Raw genomic sequence first — 19,181 nt, forward strand, 5'->3', positions numbered from 1 at the left:
TTAGTATCTTAAAAGTAAAATTTTAAGCCAATTATCCTAACTTCTTACCATCTGAACTTTCAGCTTAATTGCTTTCTTAGACCTCGTAGCCTTTTTCTTAGAAAGAGAAAGTTTCGAGTAAGTCATCTCCAAAGAATCCGTAACATCTTCCCAGGTACAGGAGGCTGCGATTTTTCTTGCAGCAAGTCCCAGTCGAGAGGCCAATTTTTTATTTTCCGCTAAGAGGCAGGACTGTTCAATAAACTCTTCTTCTTTGTCGAAACCACAGAGTAAGGCAGACTTACCATGTTTGAGATGTTGGTTCGCGGCAGCGTAGTCATAAGCTACGATAGGAAGTCCGGATGCCATCGCTTCTACGATCACATTCCCGAAAGTTTCTGTGAGGCTTGAGAAAAGAAATAGGTCTCCAGTAGCGTAATGTTCTGCCAGCTCTTTTCCTTTTCTCATTCCTCTGAATATGAAATCAGGATTTTCCTTTTGCAGTTTTTCTTTGGAAGGTCCATCTCCCACTAAGATTAATTTTGCATTTGGAACTCTTGTTTGGAGTCTGCGGAATGTTCTTACTAATAGATCCAGATTTTTTTCAGGAGCCAATCTTCCTACGTATAGAACTCCAAGTTCAGAAGGTTTTAATCCCCATTCCGTTTTTAATTTGGAATTTCTACGAGCTGGGTGAAATAGATCAGAATCAATCCCTCTGGAAACCACTTGCACATTCGTGTATCCTTGTTCCGTTAGTTGCTCTCTTATTTGAGCGGTCGGGACCAATGTCATCTGGGTCCTGTTATGCAATCCTTTTAGATAATTATGGACTAGTTTTCCTGCGAATCCGAATTTATAATATTTTGCATACGCGTGGAAATTTGTCCTAAAATCGCTGATAATAGGAATTCCTACATGTCTAGCTGCCCTGACTGCGGACCAGCCTAATGGTCCTTCCGTAACCACATGAACTATATCAGGTTTTTCTAATTCAATCAATCTGCGTAGCAGGTATTTTTCTGGAAATCCGAATCTTAGGTCTTCGTATAAGGGGATTTTTGCCCCTCTCACTAAAACTTCTCTATAATTGCCACTTGCCGTTGCGTAATCGTTATGGCCTTGTTTCGGACGGACCAGGATGATCTCGTGACCTCTTTGTAAAAGATCGCCCAACATTCTATGAAGTGTTTTGGCAACTCCGTTGATCTCAGGAGGAAATGTTTCGGTCACCACTAATATTCGAAAGGGGCCTGCTTTAGGATAAGAACTGATATATGTCGATGGAAGCATCGACTTTCGATCATCTTAAATTTTTGTATCTACTCCATGAAGAGAGAATTACTTTTTCGTTACAGAATGCGGACTGAGGTCTAAAGACCTATTGTTCTATTCCGGTAGCAAATGCCTTTCTTAAAAGTCTTCCGCAGTACACTGATTCTGCATAAGCCAGGCCCGATGTAGAATATCTGGCGACGATCCCGTAAGTGGTGACTGTCGGATCTATCCAAGGATAGAATCCGAATTTTCCGGGACTACTGTATGCAGCATCGTTTCCGGAAGAATCTTCTACCCAATGTCCGTAAGAATAATGTACATCTTCAAAAACAAAAGGTGAATACTTTGCTTGGGTGGGATGTGCAGAAGGTAATGTAGGCACAAGATCTGCTCCCAAATAATTTCGGATCGTTAGATTAGAATTTAATATTCTTCTTAAGAACTGAGCATAAACAGAAGCCGAAGTCCTAACTCCGCCTGCAGGTTGAGGAACCGCATAGTCTATTCCAGGATTGGATCCGAATAAAGTATCTCCTATTTCAGTTGCAAGTTGAGCGCGAGTGTAATTTGTAAGTGCAGGAGTTAGGCCGCTTGGATTCAAAGCAGCATACGCTTGGAAATGTGCTCCGTTATAATAAAAATAATTTAGGTCACCGGAATTATAATAGTCATTATTATTTGTTCCATCTCTTCCAGGTCCGTTTATAAAACATGCATTTACTGTAAGAGCTAAATTACATTTGTTATCGCTCAGATTATCGTAACCCGATCTCATCCTAAGATAAGATTGTTCTATCGATGATGGGGTTCCAACCTTCTGTAGAACATAAGCCCCCCAAATCCATTTAGATGCGGAAGCAATCAAAAGAACTGTGGATCCATTCACTGAACCGTTTACGGACGAATATCCATAAGCTCCATTGACATCTCCAATTTCCCAATAAAAAGCTCCCAGTTTGGTACAAGTAGAATTCTTGGTTGCAGTAGCTTCTACTGCGTCTAGTTGGGCCTGTTTGGAAGAATCTACGATCGTATAGTCTGCCGGGACTTGTATATTCGATAATGCTAATGTAGAAAGTAGAGAAGAAAGAGGATCTTCGCTAGGTGGAGGAGGACAGGCAAATAAAAGGGAAATGGGGAGAAGATATAGATACTTTCGCATAAAATTCTCTAACTCAATTCGACGTCGGCAATCTAGAATAACTGCCGACTTTAAGTGATTTTTCGCCTAGATCGATTTATTTTGACTTTTTTTGTTTAGTTGCGGGTGGAGGATTACGAAGTTCTTTCAATTTGTCGGATAGCCATTTTTCGGATTCTACTTCTTTTCCATCCGGGAATTTAATCTTATATGGAGTTCCTGTGATCGAGGACTTACTTGCTAATCCTTTGATAAAATCTTCCGTGCTGCTTATTTTACTTTTGGCCGCATCGTATTTTTTAAGTAAATGAGCTTTTGCTTCGTCAAGTTTATGTTCAGAACCATTTCGTATAAAAACACAACCTTTGCAAGAATCTAAGGAAGAAACCAGTGATTTGATCTCGTCTTCAGGCTCTGCTCCGAAAACAAAACTGGAAATAAAAATTATAAAAGAGAATAGTAGAATGGATGGGATTTTGTTCATGATCGTCCTGAGAATTAAATTGGGCCTGCTTACTTATGGCAACCAAGTATTCGAAATTTTGTAATTTTCTTAGGTTCCTTTTTTTCGTGACCGTAAAGACCCTCTTTGTGTATTATTCTTAAAAGGAAGACCTAGGTGAAAAAATTCGTTTTATTCTATATATTCTTATTCTTTGGACTTACATCTATATATTCTCAAGAACAGACTACTGTTGCACCCGAAACAAAAGATAGGTCTCGTTGGGATCTAGTCTGGAGAAGTGCAGTCCTCCCTGGTTGGGGACTTCTTCATGCAAAAGAATACAGAAAAGGTAGGTTCACAATGGTGATCACTTCTGTATTATTGCTTTCAGAACTGAAAGGACACAAAGAAGAATTGGAAAGAAAAAGAGAATTTGAGGATTCCAGAAATCTATTTCTAACATATTCTAATTTTTATCCTCAACCGGACCCGGGAATGGTTGTGCTTTTAGCAAATTATCAGCATAGTAAACAGGATGATCTGGACGGAGTTCGTAGCCGAAACGATCTGAGATTGGCACTTTTGGGAGCAAAGTATATTCTTCAATTGGCATATACTTATTGGAGAGGTATCAGATGGGAGGAGGAAAATTCTTCCGGATTTGATTTTAATATTCGAACCTATTCACAATCGGATTCGAGAGATCAAGTTAGAGAACCATTTGGAATGGATTTAAAATATAGATTTCATTTTTAGAACCTTCTTCACGCAAAACCTGGAGAATTTTAAACATAGAATCTATTTCTAACCTGTAATTGAATTCTTAAGTTCTTTATCTCGGATTCGGTCTCTCGTTACTCATCAAGAAATTTATTCGATATATATGAGCCGAAGAAAAGAACTCCTAGAATGAAAAAATTCATAAAAATCCGAAAATAAAAGTAATTCGAAAATATGAGGTCCCAGGGAGGCCAAATGGAATACACTAGATTGATATTTTGAACAGGATCAGTGAACTTCAGACTGAGTAATTGTACGAAAACATACCATAAAAACGATTCGATCCAGGGAAAAGGCAATAATCCTATTTTTCGAAAACAATATATTGAGATTAATACATATAATAAATGTGTAAAATATGAAAGTTTGTCCGGAGGGTAATCGTTTAAAACTTCATCGGAAAGCCAAAAAATGGTTCCGAGTATTAGCCACAATCCTCCGATTTGAATTCCTTTTCGAAATCCGAAAATTAAACTTCCTGAAACTAAAAATGCAGAAACATGGCAGATCCAAAAATAATTATCCGGTTCTCTCCATAAATAATTCGTAATCAGGGTGTAGGATAAAAGAAAGATCCCTAAAATTTTTAGATAATTCGGAAATTTCCTAATAGGGTTCATAAAAAGATATTAAGTGAACCTATTTACTAGCTGGAGAAAATCTTTGCCATTGTTTTCCTTCTTTCCAGACCTGAAATTCTCCGGGTAAAAAATGAGTCCAGATTTCGTTTTGGGTCAAAGGGCTTGTGGCTAAAACTGTAACTATATCTTTCGGATTTGTATGTTTACTAAAATCTATGCTTAGGTCTGCATCTATCAGTTTGGCCTCTCCGAAAGGAGCATGTCTCGTGATATAAACAAGTTTTGTGGAACAGTAAGCATATAAATATTTGGAATCCGAAATTAGAATATTCGAGACTCCCTTTTTTCCGAGCTTGGACAATAGTTTTCGGATCTCTTGGGAGAGTTGGGTTTCGTTTTTAGGTCTTGTCTTGAACTTCTTTTTTAATTCGGAGAGTACCCAACAAAAAGCATACTCGCTATCCGTGGTTCCAACCGATGCAAAATCTTTTAACGTTTCCTTCTTCACACCTTTCAATTGTCCATTATGCGCGAATGTCCAATAATAACCCCATAGTTCCCGGACGAAAGGATGTGTATTCTTTAGATCCACCTTTCCTCGGTTTGCTTTACGGATATGAGAAATGACTAAATTACTTTTGATCGGAAAGTTACGAACGAGTTCAGCCAATTGTGAATCCGCACTTGCTTGAGGATCTTGGAAGACCCTGCAGCCCTTGCCTTCATAAAATGCGATCCCCCATCCATCTTTATGGGGTCCGGTTTTTCCACCTCTTTGGACAAGGCCAGTGAAACTGAAACATATATCTGTAGGAACATTGGCGCTCATTCCCAAAAGTTCACACATTTTGGACCTCCTCCGTTATATTAGAATTATTGTCGCTAAGGCGAATTCGGTTTGTCCAGGACTTTTTTCCTAAAAGAAATGGGGAACTCTTGCAGAATTCAAGCCAGAACCTCAATTTGATCGGGTGATTCTTCATATCGACACGGAAACCGGCTGGAGAGGAGGGGAAAGGCAACTTTTTCTTCTCGCAGAAGGTTTAAAAAAACACAAAATCCCCCAGCTCATTTTATGCAAACCAGGATCTGCATTAGAGACCCGCGCTAACGAAGTCGGACTTCCAACAGTTACTCTTCCTTTAAAAGGTGAATGGGATTTCGGTTCCGTTAAGGCTCTACAAGAATTGATCGTTTCCAAAGGGATCAAGTTGATCCATGCACATACTGCAAAGGCACATTCTATTGCTTGGATGGCGAAAGCAAAACATCCCCAAGTGAAACTTGTAGTTTCCAGAAGAGTGGATTTTAGACTTAGAAAGAATTGGTTCAGCAAACGTAAATACGTCTCCGATAGGGTGGATCTTTATTTAAGCGTTTCGAATCGTATTCGCGAAATTCTGATCATGGATGGAATTGATCCTGCCAAAGTGGTGACCGTATACAGCGGGATCGATCTCGGTGTTTCTAAAAAAGCAAATGATACATCTTATTTAAGAAAAGAATTCAATCTTTCTAAAGACGAGCTGATCATCGGAAATATAGCTGCATTAGTCGATCATAAGGATCAGAAAACGTTACTCAACGCTTTATCTAAAGTAGAAACGGAGAAAAAGTATAAGGTCCTTATCGTCGGTGAAGGCGAACTTAGAAAGGAACTGGAAAGACTCGCTTCCGAAAAAAAACTTTTGGACAAAGTAATCTTCACAGGATTCAGGACTGATATTTCCGAACTTCTTTCCTTATTCGATATTTTCACATTAACTTCCAAAGAAGAAGGTCTCGGAACTTCCGTATTAGACGCGATGGCTGCCGGCCTGCCAATTGTCGCCACAAACGGTGGAGGCATCGCGGAAATGCTTACCCAAGGTAAGGGCGCTTTCGTTTCTCAAGTAGGAGATGCAGATTCTCTTTCTACTTCTTATAAAACTCTATTAGAAGATCCTAAAGTCCGGAAATCTATGGGAACTTTCAATAAGGAATCTGTAAAAAGGTTCTCCGTTAAAAATACGATCAAGAAAACGGAACTTGCGTATTATAGTTTATTAGGTGAAGAAATTTATTCCGGCTCTAAAGGAAAATCTGGGGAAGCAGCATGAAAAAATTACTCATAGTAGACGGTCACGCGTTCGCATTTAGAGCCTATTACGCTTTTGCAGCTTCCAATTTGAAAAATTCCAAAACCGGGCAACCTAGCGGTGCGGTCTTCGGATTTTTCAGAATGTTATTCAAACTTTTTGAAGATTATGCTCCTACTCATGTAGCGATGACCTTCGACCCGGGCGGACCCTTGGAAAGAGGGGCCACATTCGCAGAATATAAAGCGAATCGTAAACCTATGCCAGAAGATCTACGTCCTCAGTTGAACGAGATCATGGAAACTTTGAAGGTTCTTGGTTTTAGGATACTCAAGATAGAAAAACATGAGGCGGACGATATTATCGGAACTCTTGCCGAAAATTATAAGGCTTCTGCAAAAGAGATACTGATCTTTTCCGGAGATAAGGACTTATACCAATTATTAGAAAAAAAGAATATTAAAATGCTCAGAGGGAAAAAAGGAGTCACAGAGTTTGTGGAAATCGACTCCGCCTGGGTAAAAGAAGAAGTTGGCGTAGACGTAAAACAGATCCCAGACTATATGGGAATCGTTGGAGATACTTCGGATAATATTCCAGGTGTTAAGGGTATTGGGGAGAAGGGAGCTTCTAAACTTATCCAAGAATACAAAAACCTGGAAGGAATTTATAAAAATATAGAGAAGATTAAAAATCCGGGCCTAAAGAATAAACTTATAGAACATAAAGATAATGCGTTCATGTCCAGACAATTGGCCACGATTAAAAGAGATTTGGATCTGGGCATCAAGGAAGATGATCTCAAACTTCCCGACTATGCTTCCGACGAAGGAATTAAATATCTTAAGAACCAAGGATATAATGTTTTATCTCGTGACCTTGCTAAGTCCGTAGGAAAAGAACCTCCTAAAGACGAACCTGAAGAAGGACCGGCAGGATCTACAAAAGGTCCGGCTGCCAAAAAAGGAATTTATAAGAGAGTAGAAAGTATAGAGGAATTGACCAAACTTGCAAGAGCTTGGAAAAAATCTCCGATCCTTTCCGTGGATACGGAAACCACTTCTCAATACGCTTTTGATGCGGAACTTCTGGGTATATCTTTATGTAATCAAGAAGGAACCGGTTTTTATATCCCGGTCTCTCATACCCAAGAGGGTCTATTTGCCAATAAGAAACAACTTCTTCCTTTGGATCAGGTCCGAGAAATATTGGGGCCTATATTATCGGATCCGAATATACCTAAGGTTGGTCAGAACATTAAATACGATCTGATCGTTCTGCAAAACCACGGATTCGAAGTGGCAAATATCGTTTTCGATACGATGATCGTTGCCTATATTCTCGCACCGGAAAGTCGTAGATTTAATATGGACGATCTTGCAGAAGACCTTCTAAACTATAAAACGATCACTTATGCGGAGCTGGTGGGGACCGGTAAAAACAAAAAAAATCTTTGGGAAGTGGACCTGGATAAGGTAAGCGAATACGCGGCGGAAGATGCGGATATTACTTTAAGATTATATAATGTTCTTCGCAAATCTTTAAAACAATCCGGTTTAGAGAGTGTATTCAAAGATATAGATCTGCCGTTAATTCCTGTTCTGACCCAGATGGAGAAGGCTGGGATTTCGGTAGATGCAAAATATTTTGCGGAACTTTCCAAAGATTTCCAAAGAGAAGTGAAAGATCTGGAAAGAGGGATCTACAAAGCCGCAGGGAAAGAATTCAATATCGCTTCGACTAAAGAACTTCAAAAAATATTATTCGACGAGTTGCAACTCCGAGTAGTTAAAAAGACCCAGACAGGCTATTCCACAGACCACGAAGTCTTGGAAGAATTATTGGGAGAACATCCGATCATCGAAAAACTTTTGGATTATAGAAAATACACAAAGTTGATCTCTACTTATGTGGATACTCTTCCTAGTATGGCTTCTCCTAAAGACGGAAGAATTCATACCAGTTATAATATGACGATAGCCGCTACCGGAAGGCTTTCTTCTACGGATCCGAACTTGCAAAATATTCCGATCCGAGAAAAAGAAGGAAGATTGATCCGAAAAGGTTTTATCTCCGGCCATAAGGATTTTGAGGTCCTAAGTTTGGACTATTCTCAGATAGAACTCCGGATCATGGCTCATATATCTAAAGATCCGGCTATGATGGACGCATATAAAAAAGGGATCGATATTCATAAAAGAACTGCCGCCGCCATCTACGGTGTTTCCGAAGATTTGGTCAGTCCTGAAATGAGGGATAAGGCGAAGGTAGTTAACTTTTCCGTAATATATGGAGTCACTCCTTACGGTCTCAGTCGTAACCTCAGGATCTCAAGAGACGAGGCAAAAAGTTTTATAGAAAGATATCTAACTCAATATCCTGGTGTCCAAAAGTATATGGACGATACGATTGCCTTTTGTGAAGAGAAAGGTTATGTAGAGACCATGAAAGGAAGAAGGAGACCCGTTCCGGATATTACATCCACACATCGTCAGGCTAAAGAAGGCGCTAAAAGGGTTGCGATCAACACTCCTATCCAAGGAACCTGCGCCGACATGATCAAGATTGCAATGATCCAGATCCAAGACGAGATCGAAAAGAGAAAATGGAAATCAAAACTTCTACTCCAGGTGCATGACGAATTGGTATTTGAAGTCTACAAATCGGAAAAGGATGAGTTCCTAAAAGTTTGTAAAAGTTTAATGGAGAACGCCCTTCCTCTGGATGTACCTGTCAAGGTAGAAGGAAAATTCGGACAAAACTGGGACGAGGCTCATTAATTTTTACTTGAGTCCTCGGGCAAACTGCTCTTAAAATTCGGCCGCTTAGGGAAAATTTAATGGAAAGCTCTTATTCCAGAAAAAAGTTCCTAAAACTTTTGGCAGTATCTGCCGCAGGCGTAAGTCTTTCGGAGAATATTATATCTCCGTTATTCTCTCAAACGTCCGGAGTCTCTAAAATGTTAAAACGTAAGATCCCAAAAACTGGAGAAGAAATTCCTGCAATCGGTTTAGGTACTTGGCAAACTTTAGATGTGGATCCGGATCCTTCTTCTTTGGCTCCATTAAAAGAAGTTCTGTCGGAGTTCCTACATACTGGAGGAGGAGTTGTAGATTCTTCTCCCATGTACGGTCGTTCTGAGGAAATTTTCGGGATCTTATCTAAAGATTTTTCAGATGCGGAAAGGAAAAAATTTTTCTTAGCTACAAAGGTTTGGATTAGAGGAGAAGCCGCCGGAAAATCGCAGATCGAAACTTCTTTCAAAAAAATGAAAACAGAGAAGATTGATCTATTCCAAATCCATAATTTACTAGATACTCAAACTCATCTCAAAACATTAAGAGGCTTAAAAGAAAAAGGGAAAATCCGTTATATCGGTTTAACCCATTTTACCACGTCTGCGTTTTCTGAGATGGAAAGGATCTCTGAAAAAGAAAAACCTGACTTCTTACAGATACCTTATTCTATTCAAACGCGTGAAGCAGAGAATAGAATTTTGCCTTTTGCTCAGGAACATGGGATCGCAGTCCTGATCAATCGTCCTTTCGAAGAAGGGGGACTTTTTAGAAATACAAAAGGAAAAATTTTGCCGGAGTATTTTAAGGAATGGGATTGTTCTTCTTTTGCTCAAGCCTTCTTAAAATATATTCTTTCTCATCCCGCTGTGACTTGCGCGATCCCTGCGACTTCTAAGATTTCCCATCTTAAAGATAATATGGGCGCCGGTATTGGCAGATTTCCGGAAGGGAAAGAGAGAAAAGTTTTCTTATCCAACCTTCTAGACGCAATGGACTGAAATTTCCTTCACGTTATAGATTTTACACTTTCCATTCGGAAAGCGGGGAGTACAATATTACCTCTTCTGGAGGAGTCTATGTCGGAACCGCTTTGGAGAACTCACCCTTTGGCCTGGAAGGCATCGGGAGCTTTCTTTGAATGGAAAAAAAGGAAACTATTCTATCGAATAGGTGGAGAAGGAGAAGCACTTCTTCTTTTACACGGCTTTCCCACTTCTTCCTGGGACTGGAAGGATGTATGGGAATCTCTTACTCATCAGTACAAAGTTTTGACCTTAGATTATCTAGGCTTTGGTTTTTCCGAAAAACCGAAAGACGGACATTATTCTATTTATGAATACGCTGACCAAGCGGAGTTCTTCTTGCAAGAACAAGGGATCAAAAAGGTACATCTTCTCGCTCATGACCTAGGAGATACTGTAGCACAAGAATTAGTTGCAAGATTCAGGGAGAAATTATCCGGACAGAGAATTGGTGGACCTGATCTGGAGTCTGTGTTCTTTCTAAACGGCGGGATCTTTCCGGAAACACATAGACCTAGAACAGTACAAAAATTATTAAACGGCCCTCTGGGATTTTTATTCTCACGTTTAGTGAACAAGACCTCCTTCCAAAAAAGTTTTTCAGAAGTATTTGGACCGAATACCAAACCTCACCAAGATGAGTTGGATGGATTTTGGGAATGTGTGAATAACGGAGGTGGGAAGGCGATTTATCATAAATTGATAAGATACATGAGAGAAAGAAAAATTTTCAGAGATAGATGGGTCGGAGCAATTCTGGACAGCCCGATCCCGTACGCATTGGCCGACGGTTTAGAAGACCCCGTCAGCGGTAGACATGTGGTGGACCGATTGAGAGAGATGAGACCGGACGCAAAAGTGTACGAACTCTCCGGTATAGGACATTATCCTCAAACAGAAGCTGCAGACCAGGTTTTAAAAGTGTACTCGAACTTCAGATCGAAACTTTGATATTTCTCAGATAGTTTGGTGACCGGATTTATTTCCTTGAAAAAAGGAAGAAATCTGCCAAACTGTAAAGAAAGCGAAAGATTTGATGGGTAAGGTTGCATACAATAATCCTCGTTTTTTCGATTTTGTATACGACGACTTTTTATGCGCGGCGGTGGACTCTCACATCGCTCAATCCGGAGTCTTATTTCATTCTCTTACCAAAGAAAGTGTTTGGGAACTTTTCGAGATCACCGGGGTTCTGGCAGAACTTAAAAAAAGAGGATACGATTCTTTCCAACTGGATCTTTCCGGAAGTGACGACACTTACCAAAAACTCATTCTCACTTATCAGAACGAAATTATAGTTCATCTACGTTTGAGCATCCAAGAATATAGGATCCGTCTCAACGATTACTTCTTCAAAGAAAAATACCTGGTTGTGAATTGGCTCCAGACACGTCATCCGAAACAGGAAGGACGAGACCCCGCTCGTTTGTATCCGGGGCAAGATGTTCCTGGACTTGGGATTTTTCCGGAGATGTCGGACCTGATCGGGTTTCTGATCATCTCTCTCCGATTGAATGGAGCAGTGATACGTCCCGAGTATTTTCATGACGCAGTACTCTTCTCCCGTAAATTCCATTTTTTAGAAGCGGATTCCAAGGCTCTTTACCAGGCTCTGAGAACTACTTTCCCAAAACATTCTATCCGAGCCATCTCCACACTATTGCAACACGGAAAGATCGTAGATGCTAAACGGGGAGTGATCGAATGGAAACCGATAGAGATGATTTTCTTTTTGGAAAAATCTTTAAACTTCTTCGTGTTCAATCGTAAATTCGAGAAGAAGGTTTCCAAGATACTTTCTACCTATAAACTCTCTCTGGTCGAAGGTGCCGAGGCAGAGTTAGGACTAAATACTTAGCACTATTTTGAACGAGTGTTACGCGATTATTTTTTCGTAGGAAAACCATTTTCTTCTCCCGTCTTATCCATTTATAGTATAGGTTTGGCCATTATTCTAATGTCCGGAGGGTCCTCGTGGAGAAAAGAAAACAGGTAAGGGTCGTCCCTTTCCCTAAACAACCAGTTCAACTCCAATTGATGGGAAACGGTTTTTTAGATATCCTCGTAGCCCAGGACGTTAGCGAGGGAGGGATCGCAGTTCGTGTACCTCATAAATTTGATGGCTGTGATATTCATTCCAGCGTGGAAATTGTGGTTTCTCTGCCCGGATATAAACCATTTAAAGCATTAGGTAAAATTACACACTTAAGCGCATCCAAGGAAGCACAGGGTCTTTTCGGTCTCCAATTCACGCAAATCGACGTAAAAGGTAAGGGATTTCTTCTCGATTATGTCAAAAAACTGACCTCACTCCGCAGAATGGCAGGTTAATTGGCCAAGTCAGTCATCGGAATTTCTTTCCAGCGTAATCCGACTGTAACCATTTAGGATGATAGATAGAAGCATCCTAACAAGGAAAAGAAGGACGACAATGGGATCAGGAACAGTCCAAAAAAAGCAAAAAGTAGAACGTAAGCTTGAAGTAAGGATCGCAGAGAACCAACTCGAGATCGAAAGAACTTTAGCTCTTCGTTATGATGTATTCAATCTGGAGTTGGGAGAAGGTTTACCTCAATCCGCAGCTACACGTAAAGACAGAGATGAATACGATTTATTTTGCGACCACCTTATCGTAGTGGATAAGAATAGAGACGACATGATTGTCGGAACCTATCGAATCCTACGCCGTAGCGTTGCTAAGGCGAATCTGGGATTCTACTCCGATAACGAATTCGATATCACTAAAATTTACGAATTAGAAAGGGAACCTGCAGAGATCGGACGCAGCTGTGTTCATCCTGAATACAGAGACGGATCCGTGATTTCTCTTCTTTGGGGCGGACTCGCTCAATATATGAAGAAGAACAATATCGGATACCTTTTCGGTTGCGGTTCAGTTCACAGCACGGATGCTCAATCTGCAAATGAAGTTTATGCATTCTTGAAAGATAAACAAGCTCTCGCTGGAGAAGCTTTCGACGTAAAACCTCTTCCAGGATTCGAGATGCCAGGTTTCGATCAGAACTACAGTCCTGAAGATATCAAAGAAGTTTCTAAAAGAATCCCTGCATTGATTAAAGGTTATATTAGAGCCGGATCAACAATCTGCGGAATTCCAGCATTGGATGCAGTTTTCAAGACTACCGACTTCTTTATCATTTTCGATATCAAAGACATCGAAGCAAGATACAGCAAACATTACCTAGAATAGAACTTAGGAAACTTTAGTTTTTTCGTAAGGACGGGTCTCAAATGAGGCCCGTTTTTGTTTTTAGCCCCATTTCAGCGCTTAAATATGGGCCGATACACCTTGACCGTTTGGGCTTTCGATTTTTTTCTATACTAAATTAGCCTCAAACAAGCGAAACCCATTGGGTCCCTCATGAATCAAATTGATTTCCAACATCCCTCTTTTAAGGACCAGATCCGGTTTTATGTATTGGTCTTTCTGTCCTTTTTGGTCATGAGTTTGGGGTATTATTTAGGGATTTCTTCTTATATTCTAGGTTGGTTTGCTTTCTGTATCTCTGCATTCTCCGTGGCAGGTAATGATGCTGTCCAAACTGTGGGCACATTCATAGAAAGTAAAAAATCAGTACATTGGTTCCCGAAACTTGCTGCCTTGGGTGGACTTCTTGCTTTGGTGTTTGGATACGCTTGGTGGTCAGGTAGCGGAGAAGTTCATTTTCACAGGTTGGATAATTTTACACCTCCTGCAGAATATAATTTTCTACAATTGATTGCACCTATCGTTCTAGTAGTGATCACTAGAATGAAATCTCCGATCTCAACCACATTTTTGATCCTGGGATTATTCGGCGGGCAGAATATAGAGAAGATGCTGACTAAATCCTTTTTAGGATACATGATTGCATTTATCACCGCGTTGGTCGTCTGGGGGATCTTAGTAAAAGTAGATCCGAAAGAATATTATGACGACCATATGCCCGATCCAAGAACCGAAAGAAAATGGGCGATCTTACAATGGTTTTCCACTTTGTTTTTATGGGCAGCATGGCTTGCGCAAGATGCCGCTAATATAGTGGTCTATCTTCCTAGACAATTGAATTGGATGGAACTTGCCGGAGCTGTTTCTATTCTGATCGGGGCTCTTGGAATCATATTATATACGAATGGCGGGACCATCCAAGAGATAGTGACGGAGAAGTCTGACATCCAATGGTCCAAAGCGGCAACTATCGTAGATCTAGTATATGCGAGTATTTTAATATTCTTCCAAAAGATCAGCAATATGCCTATGTCCACCACCTGGGTTTTCTTGGGAATGCTTGCGGGAAGAGAAATCGTTTTAAATTTCCTTACCTACAGGGATGCTCCCTATTTGGAAACATTCCGCAAAGTAGGTAAGGATGTACTTCTTGCATCTATCGGGATTGCGATAAGTATTTTTATATTCTTACTCGCTTCTCAGTTTTATCCGGAAAAGACTTCGTTTATTCCTAAATTCCTGAAGTAATTTCGATCATTTTACACAGCATTTTCGATTCTATAGATGCATGATTTGGCGATAGCAGTGCTATCGATTAGATATGCTGTACAATCCTTTGTCCAACGATCGAGTTGGTTGTTTTGTTTCAATTTAGTTAAAGCTTTCTCATACAACATACTACATAGATATCTCGAAGTAATGATCATCAAATTTTCTGCGACCCTTTCTTTAGCTTGATCGTCTTCGATTGCTCTGAATTTCGTTATTGCATCTTCGAATATTTTGGATTGTTCAGTGAGGAATTTAGAAGGCGATTTTATTTCCGCGTTAATTGATTCCAAATATTTTTTAAAATTTCCATCTCCAGTCATTCCCGCCACGATTGCTCCGACTGCAATTCGAACATGGATCTGGCTTGTTCCTTCGTAGATCGTATTGATTCTAGAATCTCTAAATATTCTAGCCACATCGTAGTCTTCCGTATAACCGGCTCCACCATGAATTTGGATGGCTAGGCCCGCACATTTATGACCTTCTTCCGAACAATAGTATTTTGCGATAGGGGTTAAGACTGAAGCTAGATTTCCCCATTTTTTTACTCTTTCGTCTTTTCGGATTTCTCTATCTTCTTTATTTCCTTTTTCCAGGCGGATCTGGTGATGCTGATACATATCTACAACGCGGGCGGTTTCAAACGTAAGAAGTCTAGATGCGTTCACTTCTCTTTGGATTTTGTGAAGCATTTCGGCAACTGCAGGAATTTCTGCGATCGGTTTTCCGAACTGTTGTCTTTCTTCGGCATATTTTCGAGATTCATAATATGCTCCGGCCCCGGCACCTGGACCACATGCCGCACTCCCGAGTCTCATAAAATTTGTCATACCAGTAGTGTATCTGGTGAGGCCGAGACCTTCTTGCCCTAAGAGTTCACCGTAACTGTTTTCATATACTACTTCGCAGGTAGGAGATGCATGGATTCCCATTTTTGTTTCAATACCTGCAATCGTTACATCAGAACTTTTTACCAAGAATACGGATAATCCCCGAGCTCCTCCGTTACCTGTTCGTGCAAGAGTCAATAGACTGGAAGGATAGGGCCCGAGTCCGCAACCTTGGGATATAAAACGTTTTGTTCCGTTTAGACGATAATGTCCGTCTTCCATTTTTACAGCAGTCGTTCTGACATTATTTAGGTCGGACCCGAAATCCGGTTCGGTAAGAGACATTGCAAAAAGAGTTTCTCCAGTTGCTGCCTTTGCCGCAAAATTTTCTATCTGTTCTTCTGTCCCGTACCTGGAAACAATTTGAGCCAAATTCAATAGAGCAACGGTCATACAAAAAGAAACATCCGCTCTTGCCATGATCATTCCGTAAAATGCACTCATGGTTCCTGGTAGTCCTAATCCTCCTGCTTCTCTCGAAATAGAAAAAGGCATGAGTCCTGTGTCGCGGAATTTCTCGTATATCGATGTAGTTTCGTCCGGAAAGATTACTGTTCCATTTTCGTAGCGCAGATGTTTCCTATCCATGATACTAGAAAGTTGAGAAACGTCTTTTCCGAAAAATTCACCCAATGATTCAAGACTCGATCTATATAGTTCTACCGCTTCTTCGACGCTTGAGGGAGCCATTTCATATCTTGGGTTATTCGTTTTTTTATAAAGTTCGTGGTCGAAAAATTCTTCGCCTTCTGTTGATTTTACGATCGAAGACCAATCAATTAAGTGTTCAAAAAATAATTTTAAATCTTCGTCGTCTGTAAAATAATTATTAGCTATCATATTCCCTCTTTTATCTATGCAATCGCAGAGACTTTATTTTCTTTTCCTATACTGTAAGCGGCATTCAATCCTTCTAAAAATGCCCTCTCTGCATCAATTCCTTTGGAATCCTTTGCCCCACCGATAATAAATATTTGTTTTTGTGGGTGTAAAGATTTATAGCTCTCATAGAGAGAACTTTCTTTTTCCTGTCCTACACACAGGACCAAGGAATCGCATGGATAAAGAACTTCCTCTCCGTTTTTCAAGGTTACCTTAAGACCGTCTTTCGTGATTTCCTTATAGTTGAGTCCCTGAAAGAATTCTACTCCGGAAGCTTCTAATTCTTGTTTGAGAGCCCAAAAAGTAGTAGGTCCGAGACCGGCACCATGTTTTCCGCTTCTCCTAAAAATCGCAACATCTCTTTCCGATTTATGAGGTTGGATAACCGCATTCGTAAACGAACTGATATTATATTTTTTTGAATAAGATTCGAGACTAGGATCGTTTTCTTCAGTCAGTTTATGAGCCACATCAACGCCTATCCCGCCTCCACCGATCACAGCTACTTTTTTCCCCGCTTTGAATTTACCGTTCAAATAGTCCGTGTAATTTCCTGCCGGAAGAATATCAATACCGGGCAGAGTAAATTCTCTCGGTTTAACACCTGTTGCAAATATAATCGCATCTGGATTCAATTCTTCAAGTAGCTTTAGATCGCAATTTGTATTTAAACGGATATCTACTCCGAGTGCCGGAAGTTCGTTTTTGAAATAACGGAGTGTTTCTTTAAATTCAGATTTACCTGGTATATTAGAAGCAAATAGGAATTGTCCTCCTAACTCGTCCGCTTTTTCAAGAAGTATAACTTCATGGCCAAAAGAAGCACTGGCTCTCGCCGCCTCAAGACCACCCGGGCCTGATCCAATCACTACAACTTTTTGCGGTTTCACATTGGGATCCATTTCGTATTCCAATTCATTGACGGCTTGGGGATTAACAAGACAGGAAACAGATTTATCTATAAAGGCATGGTCCAAACAGGATTGGTTGCATGCGATACATGTGTTGATCCGATCTGACATACCTGTCCGTATTTTTTTTACTATAAACGGATCTGCGAGAAACGGTCTCGCCATGGAAATTATATCAGCCTGATTATTATCAAAAATTCTTTGTGCAGTGATCGGATCGTTTACTCGGTTAGATGCAATGATAGGAATGCCGGGAGTTTTTTCTTTGATTCGTCCCGCAATATTTGCCCAGGCTCCTCTTGGAACTAATTGGCTGATAGTAGGGATTCTTGATTCATGCCAACCGATCCCAATATTCAAAGCGGATACACCTTCTTGGTGTAATGTTTTAGCAAGAGTACATACTTCTTCAAAAGTTGGGTTTCCTGGGATGAGATCGATTCCGGACATTCTGAAAATGATCGGAAAACCTTCCGGAAGATTTTTTTTGACTGCTCGTAAAACTTCAACAGCCATGTTCATTCGCCTTTTGGAATCTCCTCCAAAATGATCGTCCCTATGATTCGTTACAGGGGAGAAGAACTGGTTAATGAGATATCCTTCGCTTCCCATAATTTCCACAGCTCCAAATCCGGTTTCTCTCGCGAGCTTTGCTGCGATCCCGAAATCTTCTGCGGTTTTCCAACATTCTTCTTCTGTAAGAGCCCTAGGAACATATCTATTGATCGGAGCGCGGAGGGCAGAAGGGCCTACACAGTTTCTATCGAACGCATAACGTCCTGCGTGGAATAGTTGAGCACACATCGTTCCGTTTCCATTTAAAAGAGCATTCATCTCCTGTAATTCGGATGCGTGTTCTTCTTTCTGTATATTGAAGAAGTGTTTGGATCCTCTTCCTTCTTCATTCACACTGATTCCACCGGTGACTATGAGGCCGACTCCTCCTTCAAATCGTTTTCCGTAGAATGCAGCCATTCTTTCTGCGGTTCCAGTTTTGCCTTCGAGTCCGAGGTGCATGGATCCCATTACGAATCGATTCGGAAGAGTAAAACTTCCTATATTGATGGGTTGAAAAGCCTTTTCCATGATACAATTCTCCGATAAGTTTACGTATTATAGCTATTATTTACCAGTGGTAATATAAATAATATAAGAATCAAGATTTAAATTACCACTGGTAAATATATTCTTGCAAAGAATGGTAGCTGGCGAGAATCGTTGGTATGCCCGTAAAGAATAAACGCCGCCAACTGCAGGGACCGGGAAGGCCGTTTAAAAAAGACAAGATTACTGTCAGAGAGGATCTTATATTCGCGGGTACTGAATTATTAAAAACAACTCCTCTCGAAGAGATTTCTTTGCGAAAAGTTGCAGCGCTTGCAGGTGTAAGTCATGCTGCATCTTATCATCATTTCGAAAGTAAAAACGCTTTGCTTGCCGCTATTGCAGAAAGAGGATTTCAAAAATATTTCTCCGAGTATCAGAGAGAGTTAGAAAAAACGGATAATGATTTTATAGGACGTTTCCAAGCTCTTGGTTGGACCTATATTCAGTTTATTTTGAATAATCAGCAATTTGCCAGGATCATGTTCGGCGGTGTCGATTTAAAATTGCATCCTACATTGTCCGCTGTTTCGAGAAGAACGTATCGACAATTGCATGAGATCATACGTATGGGGCAGAGATTGGGAGCAATCAAAGTAGGCCAAACACGTGAGAAAACTGTGGCCTCCTGGTCTATGATTCACGGAATCGCGATGCTCTTTTTGGAAGGAAGAATAAAGCCTCAAAAGAACAAAGAGGAAATGAAAAAATTTGTCCTCTCTGTGATAGAGTGCGCATATACAGGAATGACACTACCACCTCATGCAGAAGAATAGTTTCTAAATTTCTAA

At 40.4% G+C, this 19,181-nt stretch carries 16 protein-coding genes; 10 read left to right on the forward strand and 6 right to left on the reverse strand.

The features are described 5' to 3' along the window. Nucleotides 1-36 precede the first annotated feature (36 nt). The 3 genes from CH365_RS03960 to CH365_RS03970 form a co-directional block, all read right to left on the reverse strand. Complete coding sequence (locus CH365_RS03960; protein ID WP_100767302.1) at nt 37-1,272, reverse strand: glycosyltransferase family 4 protein; 1,236 nt, start codon at nt 1,270-1,272, stop codon at nt 37-39. 88 nt (nt 1,273-1,360) lie between these two features. Beyond that, nucleotides 1,361-2,419, reverse strand: coding sequence for a hypothetical protein (locus tag CH365_RS03965; RefSeq protein WP_100767303.1), 1,059 nt, complete (start codon nt 2,417-2,419; stop codon nt 1,361-1,363). Nucleotides 2,420-2,495: 76 nt separating this feature from the next. Beyond that, nucleotides 2,496-2,882 carry a YfeK family protein gene (locus CH365_RS03970; RefSeq protein ID WP_100767304.1) on the reverse strand — a complete coding sequence of 129 codons (387 nt, stop codon included), beginning with the start codon at nt 2,880-2,882 and terminating at the stop codon, nt 2,496-2,498. Nucleotides 2,883-3,017: 135 nt separating this feature from the next. On the opposite strand from CH365_RS03970, the gene CH365_RS03975 reads away from it, so the two are divergent. Beyond that, on the forward strand, nt 3,018-3,599 hold the full coding sequence (locus tag CH365_RS03975) for a hypothetical protein (RefSeq protein ID WP_100767305.1): 582 nt from the start codon (nt 3,018-3,020) through the stop codon (nt 3,597-3,599). 663 nt (nt 3,600-4,262) lie between these two features. On the opposite strand, the gene CH365_RS03985 is transcribed toward CH365_RS03975, so the two are convergent. Next, entirely contained in the window at nt 4,263-5,051 is a 789-nt protein-coding gene (locus CH365_RS03985; protein WP_100767307.1) for a class II glutamine amidotransferase, read from the reverse strand. Nucleotides 5,052-5,175: 124 nt separating this feature from the next. Here CH365_RS03985 and CH365_RS03990 point away from each other — a divergent pair, with 124 nt between their 5' ends. From CH365_RS03990 to CH365_RS04025, 8 genes are all read left to right on the forward strand, one after another. Continuing rightward, nucleotides 5,176-6,303 (forward strand): glycosyltransferase, encoded by a 1,128-nt coding sequence (locus CH365_RS03990; protein WP_100767308.1) that lies wholly within the window; start codon nt 5,176-5,178, stop codon nt 6,301-6,303. After that, nucleotides 6,300-9,062 carry a DNA polymerase I gene (gene polA / locus CH365_RS03995; protein WP_100767309.1) on the forward strand — a complete coding sequence of 921 codons (2,763 nt, stop codon included), beginning with the start codon at nt 6,300-6,302 and terminating at the stop codon, nt 9,060-9,062. Before CH365_RS03990 ends, polA begins: the two co-directional genes overlap by 4 nt. 59 nt (nt 9,063-9,121) lie before the next feature. After that, on the forward strand, nt 9,122-10,078 hold the full coding sequence (locus tag CH365_RS04000) for an aldo/keto reductase (RefSeq protein ID WP_100767310.1): 957 nt from the start codon (nt 9,122-9,124) through the stop codon (nt 10,076-10,078). Between the two features lie 78 nt (nt 10,079-10,156). Continuing rightward, nucleotides 10,157-11,053, forward strand: coding sequence for an alpha/beta fold hydrolase (locus tag CH365_RS04005; RefSeq protein WP_100767311.1), 897 nt, complete (start codon nt 10,157-10,159; stop codon nt 11,051-11,053). Between the two features lie 85 nt (nt 11,054-11,138). Then, nucleotides 11,139-11,960, forward strand: a complete 822-nt coding sequence (locus CH365_RS04010) for a histone deacetylase (RefSeq protein WP_100767312.1) — start codon at nt 11,139-11,141, stop codon at nt 11,958-11,960. A 116-nt stretch (nt 11,961-12,076) separates the two neighbouring features. Next, nucleotides 12,077-12,433: a PilZ domain-containing protein gene (locus CH365_RS04015; protein WP_100767313.1), complete on the forward strand. Its 357-nt coding sequence runs from the start codon at nt 12,077-12,079 to the stop codon at nt 12,431-12,433. 100 nt (nt 12,434-12,533) lie between these two features. Then, nucleotides 12,534-13,313, forward strand: a complete 780-nt coding sequence (locus CH365_RS04020) for a GNAT family N-acetyltransferase (protein ID WP_100767314.1) — start codon at nt 12,534-12,536, stop codon at nt 13,311-13,313. 171 nt (nt 13,314-13,484) lie between these two features. Continuing rightward, nucleotides 13,485-14,579 carry a hypothetical protein gene (locus CH365_RS04025; protein ID WP_100767315.1) on the forward strand — a complete coding sequence of 365 codons (1,095 nt, stop codon included), beginning with the start codon at nt 13,485-13,487 and terminating at the stop codon, nt 14,577-14,579. Between the two features lie 11 nt (nt 14,580-14,590). Here the strand turns inward: CH365_RS04025 and CH365_RS04030 are convergent, their stop codons facing one another. After that, nucleotides 14,591-16,333 (reverse strand): acyl-CoA dehydrogenase family protein, encoded by a 1,743-nt coding sequence (locus CH365_RS04030; protein WP_100767316.1) that lies wholly within the window; start codon nt 16,331-16,333, stop codon nt 14,591-14,593. Nucleotides 16,334-16,347: 14 nt separating this feature from the next. Next, on the reverse strand, nt 16,348-18,372 hold the full coding sequence (locus CH365_RS04035) for an oxidoreductase (RefSeq protein ID WP_100767317.1): 2,025 nt from the start codon (nt 18,370-18,372) through the stop codon (nt 16,348-16,350). Nucleotides 18,373-18,509: 137 nt separating this feature from the next. Between CH365_RS04035 and CH365_RS04040 the strand changes: the two genes are divergently transcribed. Then, complete coding sequence (locus CH365_RS04040) at nt 18,510-19,166, forward strand: TetR/AcrR family transcriptional regulator (protein ID WP_100767318.1); 657 nt, start codon at nt 18,510-18,512, stop codon at nt 19,164-19,166. Nucleotides 19,167-19,181 lie beyond the last annotated feature (15 nt).

This window comes from Leptospira neocaledonica (genome assembly GCF_002812205.1).
In the GTDB taxonomy this organism is placed as follows: Bacteria; Spirochaetota; Leptospiria; order Leptospirales; family Leptospiraceae; genus Leptospira_B; species Leptospira_B neocaledonica.

Bases quoted from the DNA above. Each gene is read 5' to 3' on its own strand.
- CH365_RS04010 (WP_100767312.1), top strand. From the start codon at position 11,139: ATGGGTAAGGTTGCATACAATAATCCTCGTTTTTTCGATTTTGTATAC.
- CH365_RS04005 (WP_100767311.1), top strand. From the start codon at position 10,157: ATGTCGGAACCGCTTTGGAGAACTCACCCTTTGGCCTGGAAGGCATCG.
- CH365_RS04025 (WP_100767315.1), top strand. From the start codon at position 13,485: ATGAATCAAATTGATTTCCAACATCCCTCTTTTAAGGACCAGATCCGG.
- CH365_RS03970 (WP_100767304.1), bottom strand. From the start codon at position 2,882: ATGAACAAAATCCCATCCATTCTACTATTCTCTTTTATAATTTTTATT.
- CH365_RS03965 (WP_100767303.1), bottom strand. From the start codon at position 2,419: ATGCGAAAGTATCTATATCTTCTCCCCATTTCCCTTTTATTTGCCTGT.
- CH365_RS04000 (WP_100767310.1), top strand. From the start codon at position 9,122: ATGGAAAGCTCTTATTCCAGAAAAAAGTTCCTAAAACTTTTGGCAGTA.
- CH365_RS03985 (WP_100767307.1), bottom strand. From the start codon at position 5,051: ATGTGTGAACTTTTGGGAATGAGCGCCAATGTTCCTACAGATATATGT.
- CH365_RS04020 (WP_100767314.1), top strand. From the start codon at position 12,534: ATGGGATCAGGAACAGTCCAAAAAAAGCAAAAAGTAGAACGTAAGCTT.
- CH365_RS04040 (WP_100767318.1), top strand. From the start codon at position 18,510: ATGCCCGTAAAGAATAAACGCCGCCAACTGCAGGGACCGGGAAGGCCG.
- polA (WP_100767309.1), top strand. From the start codon at position 6,300: ATGAAAAAATTACTCATAGTAGACGGTCACGCGTTCGCATTTAGAGCC.
- CH365_RS03960 (WP_100767302.1), bottom strand. From the start codon at position 1,272: ATGCTTCCATCGACATATATCAGTTCTTATCCTAAAGCAGGCCCCTTT.
- CH365_RS04035 (WP_100767317.1), bottom strand. From the start codon at position 18,372: ATGGAAAAGGCTTTTCAACCCATCAATATAGGAAGTTTTACTCTTCCG.
- CH365_RS04030 (WP_100767316.1), bottom strand. From the start codon at position 16,333: ATGATAGCTAATAATTATTTTACAGACGACGAAGATTTAAAATTATTT.